Source organism: Sinorhizobium fredii USDA 205, assembly GCF_001461695.1.
In the GTDB taxonomy this organism is placed as follows: Bacteria; Pseudomonadota; Alphaproteobacteria; order Rhizobiales; family Rhizobiaceae; genus Sinorhizobium; species Sinorhizobium fredii.
This window is the reverse complement of the sequence record NZ_AUTC01000038.1, coordinates 1-5,732: the sequence shown is the minus strand read 5'-3', so window position 1 is coordinate 5,732 and position 5,732 is coordinate 1. Positions and strand designations below refer to the sequence as shown.

The following is a 5,732-nucleotide window of genomic DNA, read 5'->3' as shown; positions in this document are numbered from 1 at the left end:
CCCGCCAGCTATCGCTGCATCAATCCGCTGATAACTTTACAGTGCCCTATCTGCTGTTCGTGTCCCGGCGCGATATCAACCGTAACGTCATCGATCTCAGCTACGACAAGATCAGCGACTACTCCGGCATCAGCCGCAAGAAGATCCCCGACGCGCTGACATTCCTGTCTGTGAACGGGCTTATCCGCAGCGAACGTCAGCGCAGCGACATCAATGACTTTGCCGTTTCGAACTCTTACCGCCTATCCTTTCTCGAATCCTATCGACATGGTGGCACAACGGGACGCGCTGAAATCGATGCGGTTCGCGCGCAGAACGAATTCTAGTTCTCACCAGTCAAAGCCGATCTCAGGGGTTTGCCCAAGTCTGGGACAGCGGCTCGAAGCAGAATGGAAACTGGTCGACATGGAAGACAAAGTAGCCAGACCAATCGCGCAACCCATTGTCGGTAAGAGAGCGTCATATCCGTTCCAGGTCTCCATCGCATGCTGGATTGATCTGCTGGGTTATGGCGGCATGATTGCAGCCGCGGATTTCAATCCGCTTCACATCAAATCAAGGGAAGCGTTAAGGCGGCTCCGCGATTTTCATAAAGTCGTTGCAAGCCACAGTGCGCGCCATTTTCCGACGCTGGTCATGAACGACGGAGCAGTCGCCTATCGCGATCTTTCGCTGAGATCGCCGTCGGTAACGTTCGATTTCCTGATACGCTCGTGGGAACTGTTCAGCGAAATCAAATCCCTCGAAGCCGCCGCCGGACATCCCGGCGCGCGCATGGTTTTGGCCTGCGGATTTCGCATGCGCGGCCGGCGGGCCGGCATGGATGCCTCGGCTGGCCAGTTGCGATCCATACTCGCCCGATTGCAGGAGGGTCGGATCAACACTGAACAGGCCGTTCGTGAAGCGGCATCAGTGCGCCCCACCTTTGACATCATCCCGCAACTCCAGGCGAACTTTGCCTTTACCAAGGCCTATGTCGCCGAGTCGTCAGGAAAGGCGGGCGGGATCGGCGGTGCAAATTTCTACGTCGATCTGGCGATTTTCGATCAACCAGGGCTGGGCTGGATTACGCTTGGCGAACCAATCAATTGGTCGCATCCAAGGCTCGGCCTGTCGGCAGACTTTGCGCCCGTACTGGGCGTCAATTGGCGAGATCGGGCGCCCGTTGCCCCTGAGGGCGTTCGCGATGGTCTGCAGATCGCTGAACAGCTGACCGGTGATCCCAACGTTCTTCACGCCCTGAGGCAAGCCAAGAAGATATAGAAGTGCGCCTGGGTGGCCTGTACGCCTTGAAGGCGCACACCATTGACGACAAGAGGAGTTACGCCTATATTCTGTTGGAAGATGGAGGCTGACATGCCGAGCATAGCGAACGAGAACAGCGAACGTATGAGTTTGAGGGTGCCTGCCACGGCCAAGGCTAAACTCGTACGCGCTGCGGCACTTCGTAATACCGATCTGACGGATTTCGTGACGCAATCCGCGCTGCGAGAAGCAGAGGCTGTGATCGAGGAAGCCGAGACGATCAAAGTGTCGAAGCGCGATCATCTTCGCATTCTTGAGCTTCTGGAAAATCCGCCTAAACCTAACGCCAAGCTGCGCGCGGCGATTGCCGGTTTGCCTGGCAGCCTATGACTTTACCTGCATGGCATGAGGAACCGATCGCTAAGTCTCACGGTCGGGCAGTTTTCGATTGCGGCGACGGTCAGATGAACGAGTTTTTGCTCCGCTTTGCTCGACAGAGCCATGAGCAGAATGCCTCGAAAACCTTCTGTGCTATCGACGACGCAGTGCCCGGCCGTATTCTTGGGTTCTATACGATCGCGCCCTCGGCAGTCGAGCATGCGACTGTGCCAGATGCAATGACACGCGGTCTTTCCCGCCATGACGTGCCAGGCTTCAAGCTCGCGCGATTGGCTACCGACCGCGCGGTTGCCGGGCAGGGACTGGGAGGCCGGCTCCTAGCCGCCGCCGCGCTCCGCTGCCTGCGACTTGCAGGAGAGGGCGGGGGACTTTTACTGATCATCGATGCCAAAGGCGAGCGAGCCGCCAACTGGTACGCTTCCTATGGTGCCGAACCGCTAAAGGACAAGCCGCTAACTCTCGTAATGCCGCTCATCACCTTCGCGGCCGACTTGCGTGCTAGAGGTCTCCTTTGATCCCGTATGGCGCGGGAATACGATTGATTCGCCAAAGCGAACTATCGCATCGTGATGATCATCTTGAGGATAAGCTATATCACCAATGACCATATGGCGAGCCGGGCGCCTGCGGCGGCCCGGCTAGAGAGGAAAAAGGCCGAAGCGGCCTTCATCAGCCATTCCGGAGAAATGAACGACCCGATTGCCGAGTTCGACATCGGACGGCGGATCCATGTTCTCAACGATGATGGCTTGTCGGTCGCTCTCGAGGCCGAGAAGGTACCTGTAAAAGTTCCCATTTAGATTGGTGTCGCTGAGATCGTCCTCTGCACTATCGGGTTCGCGGTAAGAAAGCAGAGGAGAGTCAAGCACAACGATCCCGGGGTGAGGCAGATCATTGTCGGCGCAATATTGCATAAGAGAAATCGTAAACGCCGACTGCGTAATGGCCCTGAGCCCTTTTCCGTAGGACGTTCTCGCTTTCCCGGACACCACAAGATCTTTGGCGGTTGTGTCGAAGTGCACCTGCTCGACTGCCGGGAAACCCCATTGCCGGAGCACGCTCTCAACACGTTCAGCGAACGGGGCGACCACGGTATTTGTCAGGCGATTGTTGGATGTGGCATCGCCTGCCCCCCTTTCGTTCTGCCGTTCCAGGTTGGCCTTGCGACTGGTGAGATCATTCAGATTGCTGAAGAGACCGAGCGCTTCGCGTACATTCGCGCCCTTGTCCGCGAGCTCCTTGTATGTTGCGCGTTGTCTTCTAAGGTCAGGTGATACAACGGTCTCGATCTCAATCGAGAGTTCGCTCAGTGAATTCCTCATATTGGGAAGCGATTTCCGAATTGATTGCGCCTCCGCGTTCAACGCGGCGATTGTAGTCGTCAGCTCGGATTGCCGAGACTCGATTTTTTGCATCTCCGCCTCGGCCGCTGCGACGGTCACCGCTACATCGCCGTGGCAGACCGCGGTGGGATCGTGATGGTCGGGCGAAGCACCGCATGTCGGGCAGACCTCCTGTTGGAGAACCGAAAAAAAGCTACCCGCCTCGCGGATACCTAAGAGGCGCTCATAGTCCGAAACGTAGTGGTCCCGTAGAAGATTGAAGCGGTCAAGCAGAGTGGCAATTTCCGTGTATCGATCGTTGGTAATCTCGAGCTTTTGGATGATGGCCCGCCTTCTGGAGGAGATCGCCTTGAATTTTTCCTCGGTGAAGGCGAGCTGTTCGGCGCGATTGTCCATCGCTCTCGTAAGCCGCTCCTCCTGACCAGACAGTTCGTCGCGTGAGCCGGATATTGTCGTGATACGTTTCTGAGCGTCCGCGATAAGCTGATCGAGAAGATCGATTTGGGCCAGTCGCTTCTGGTCTTCGGGGGACGTGCTTTTGCGTGACAGGAGCGCTGTTTCATCGACGCCGGTCAACAACATCGTGAAGACGGACGTATTTGCCGTATTCGCCGTATAGTTCCCATCGGACAAGGGCGAACGCTTCTGGATGATCTCCTCCTCGTTGACGATCGCCAGCCGCGCAATGTTTCGGAAGCTCAGCGCCTGAGTTTCATCCGTTGCGTTCTTTTTGATCCGCTTGCCTGCAAGGCCGATCTTGGAGAGAAGAAACGACGAGAGGTTCGTTTCATCGCGCTCGTTGTGAATTTCGCCAAGGGGACTCCCCTCAGCATCCGGGATCGACGTGTGCAGACCCTCGAATGCCTGGAACCGTCCACCGGCCATGCTTCGAAGCAATGTCGTTTCCGATCCGTCGTCGAAAGCAATCGCAAGCAGTACGCGATCATAGCCGTTCGCCTGCGGGATATCGGGAAGAGGGCCCTTGCCACCGAGCATAAAATCGATCGCTTCGACAATATAGGACTTCCCGGTGTCGGAAGCCCCATAGACGACGTTGAGGCCGGACTGAAACGAAACGACCGGCGGTTCTTTTCCCGAGCCGTGAAAGGAAAGGTGACGGATCTGGAAGCCTGAATATGTCATTATGTCGGTCCGGATGCTTCATCTTGAAATTCAGAGACCCAGTTGCTGAGAAGATCGCGCATCAGATCGTCAAAAGCCTCATCGTTGTAGTCCTGGAAGTAACCAGCGAGCCATTCGGCGCGCTCGTACAATTGGCGGAGATATGGCGTCTGAAGCGCGGTGACAAAAAACTCCGCATTGTCTCCGGCCTGAAACAGGATCCCACTTTCATCGACAACCTGCTCGACTAGCCCTCGGGACATCATCAGGGCTACGGCAGATTGAACGGACTTTCTTCGGACCTGCGTGACAGGTGACATGATCGGTGTCGGGGGATGCAGGTCGGCGGGTCCATCGAGGACACTGGTTCGCACGACAAGATAATCCATCGCGGTCAGCCGGTTCAGATCTACCGCCCGGGGGAAATGCGCGTGCAGAACGAAGACGGCCCTCACACCCGTTTCGAGCGAACCGTTGAAAGCCGAGGCCGTAGGCATTAGCGGCGCCATGTCAGCTTCCCATCGTTCGCAAGCTGATGACAGATTCCCCGACGGTCGGTGGGAGAAGCGCTTCTGTTCAAAGGATGAGCGTCAAGAACCAAGGACTGCGCTTTCTCGGTTACGGCGACGACGCGCGCATATCCGTCCGAGTGTTCGCCGTCGTGAGTGTCCAGGACCCCGTCCAGTATCTCGGTCTGCAACCCCTCGAAAGTACCAGGCTCCACTTTCTCGCGCACGAAGACCCGCAGGGACTCCGCATGATAAAAGGCCTCGCGAGAGCGATGAAAATGGGATTTCAAATTCCCCCACTTGTCGAGATGCGAGACCGAGGCAATCGTCTCGCCTTTGTGCTCTGCATAGGCATCGAGCAGCTTGCTTGTATAGGTCGCCTCCGTCTCTCCGATCTCGACAGGGACAGCGTCGGGCCGCGGACGGGAGGGCAATCCGCCACCGAAGCGGCCGATGTGATAGCGCGTTCTGGAATGGGCTTCGATGATCGTTCGAGGTTGCTCGGCCGAAAAGATCCGAAAATCGAAATCCCCGACATAGTCGAGAAACTTTCCCTCTAGGGTGACCGGCCCGGTCGAGGTGATTTTTCCGGAGATGGCTTTGTCCCATTCCGCAAGAACCTTCGCTTTCAGCTTGTTCGCATTGGAGAGCAACAGCGACAACGATGTCGAAGCGCCTTTCGGCGCGATGAACCGGCATGCTCTCGGAGCTTTGTATTCTCCTGAGAAAGAGTACCAGAGCATCTTCCCGATCTCAGGCGCGACCACGCCGAAACTCAAGGGTGAAGTATAGTGCTTGCACTGGTGATTGTCCCAGATGCCGAGCAGCTGGTCGGCGTCACAGAAGCCAGCAATATCGATGCCTTTGTCTCCTGCACCGGTCGGCCGCATAACGTTGACATATGTGGTTTTGAGCGAATGGACCCATTCGTCAATGAACGTTTCCCATTCGCTGGCTTCATAAATCTGGATGATCTTGAGAGGGTCAATCTTTGGCCCGTTCTCGAAATCGCTTGCCAAGAGGATTCTAGTGGTATCCGCCTAACATAAGAGTCCGTATGGGATTCCCGTGCGTATGCGAGTGTGGCGCATGCGCACAGGAATAGCCTTCACCG

At 56.5% G+C, this 5,732-nt stretch carries 7 protein-coding genes; 4 read left to right on the top strand and 3 right to left on the bottom strand.

Annotation, left to right across the window (positions count from 1 at the left end; all coding sequences use genetic code 11):
• The 4 genes from N181_RS33655 to N181_RS05760 form a co-directional block, all read left to right on the top strand.
• Positions 1-326: hypothetical protein (locus N181_RS33655; RefSeq protein ID WP_162267706.1), on the top strand; the 326-nt coding region annotated here is incomplete at its 5' end.
• Between the two features lie 79 nt (positions 327-405).
• Positions 406-1,263, top strand: a complete 858-nt coding sequence (locus N181_RS05770; protein WP_014857794.1) for a hypothetical protein — start codon at positions 406-408, stop codon at positions 1,261-1,263.
• A 93-nt stretch (positions 1,264-1,356) separates the two neighbouring features.
• Positions 1,357-1,635 (top strand): type II toxin-antitoxin system TacA family antitoxin, encoded by a 279-nt coding sequence (locus tag N181_RS05765; RefSeq protein WP_015633362.1) that lies wholly within the window; start codon positions 1,357-1,359, stop codon positions 1,633-1,635.
• Positions 1,632-2,159, top strand: a complete 528-nt coding sequence (locus tag N181_RS05760; RefSeq protein ID WP_014857792.1) for a hypothetical protein — start codon at positions 1,632-1,634, stop codon at positions 2,157-2,159. The genes N181_RS05765 and N181_RS05760 overlap by 4 nt, the downstream gene beginning before the upstream one ends.
• A 123-nt stretch (positions 2,160-2,282) precedes the next feature.
• Here the strand turns inward: N181_RS05760 and N181_RS05755 are convergent, their stop codons facing one another.
• From N181_RS05755 to N181_RS05745, 3 genes are read right to left on the bottom strand one after another with little or no spacing between them, the layout of a single operon-like run.
• The gene (locus tag N181_RS05755) at positions 2,283-4,130 is read right to left on the bottom strand and encodes an AAA family ATPase (protein WP_014857791.1); all 1,848 of its coding nucleotides are present in this window, start codon (positions 4,128-4,130) and stop codon (positions 2,283-2,285) included.
• On the bottom strand, positions 4,130-4,618 hold the full coding sequence (locus N181_RS05750) for an ABC-three component system middle component 2 (protein ID WP_015633363.1): 489 nt from the start codon (positions 4,616-4,618) through the stop codon (positions 4,130-4,132). Before N181_RS05750 ends, N181_RS05755 begins: the two co-directional genes overlap by 1 nt.
• Positions 4,606-5,637, bottom strand: a complete 1,032-nt coding sequence (locus tag N181_RS05745) for an ABC-three component system protein (protein ID WP_014857789.1) — start codon at positions 5,635-5,637, stop codon at positions 4,606-4,608. Before N181_RS05745 ends, N181_RS05750 begins: the two co-directional genes overlap by 13 nt.
• Between the last annotated feature and the right edge of the window lie 95 nt (positions 5,638-5,732).

Coding starts and splice junctions, on each gene's coding strand:
- N181_RS05770 (WP_014857794.1), top strand. CDS start 406: ATGGAAGACAAAGTAGCCAGACCAATCGCGCAACCCATTGTCGGTAAG.
- N181_RS05765 (WP_015633362.1), top strand. CDS start 1,357: ATGCCGAGCATAGCGAACGAGAACAGCGAACGTATGAGTTTGAGGGTG.
- N181_RS05760 (WP_014857792.1), top strand. CDS start 1,632: ATGACTTTACCTGCATGGCATGAGGAACCGATCGCTAAGTCTCACGGT.
- N181_RS05755 (WP_014857791.1), bottom strand. CDS start 4,130: ATGACATATTCAGGCTTCCAGATCCGTCACCTTTCCTTTCACGGCTCG.
- N181_RS05750 (WP_015633363.1), bottom strand. CDS start 4,618: ATGGCGCCGCTAATGCCTACGGCCTCGGCTTTCAACGGTTCGCTCGAA.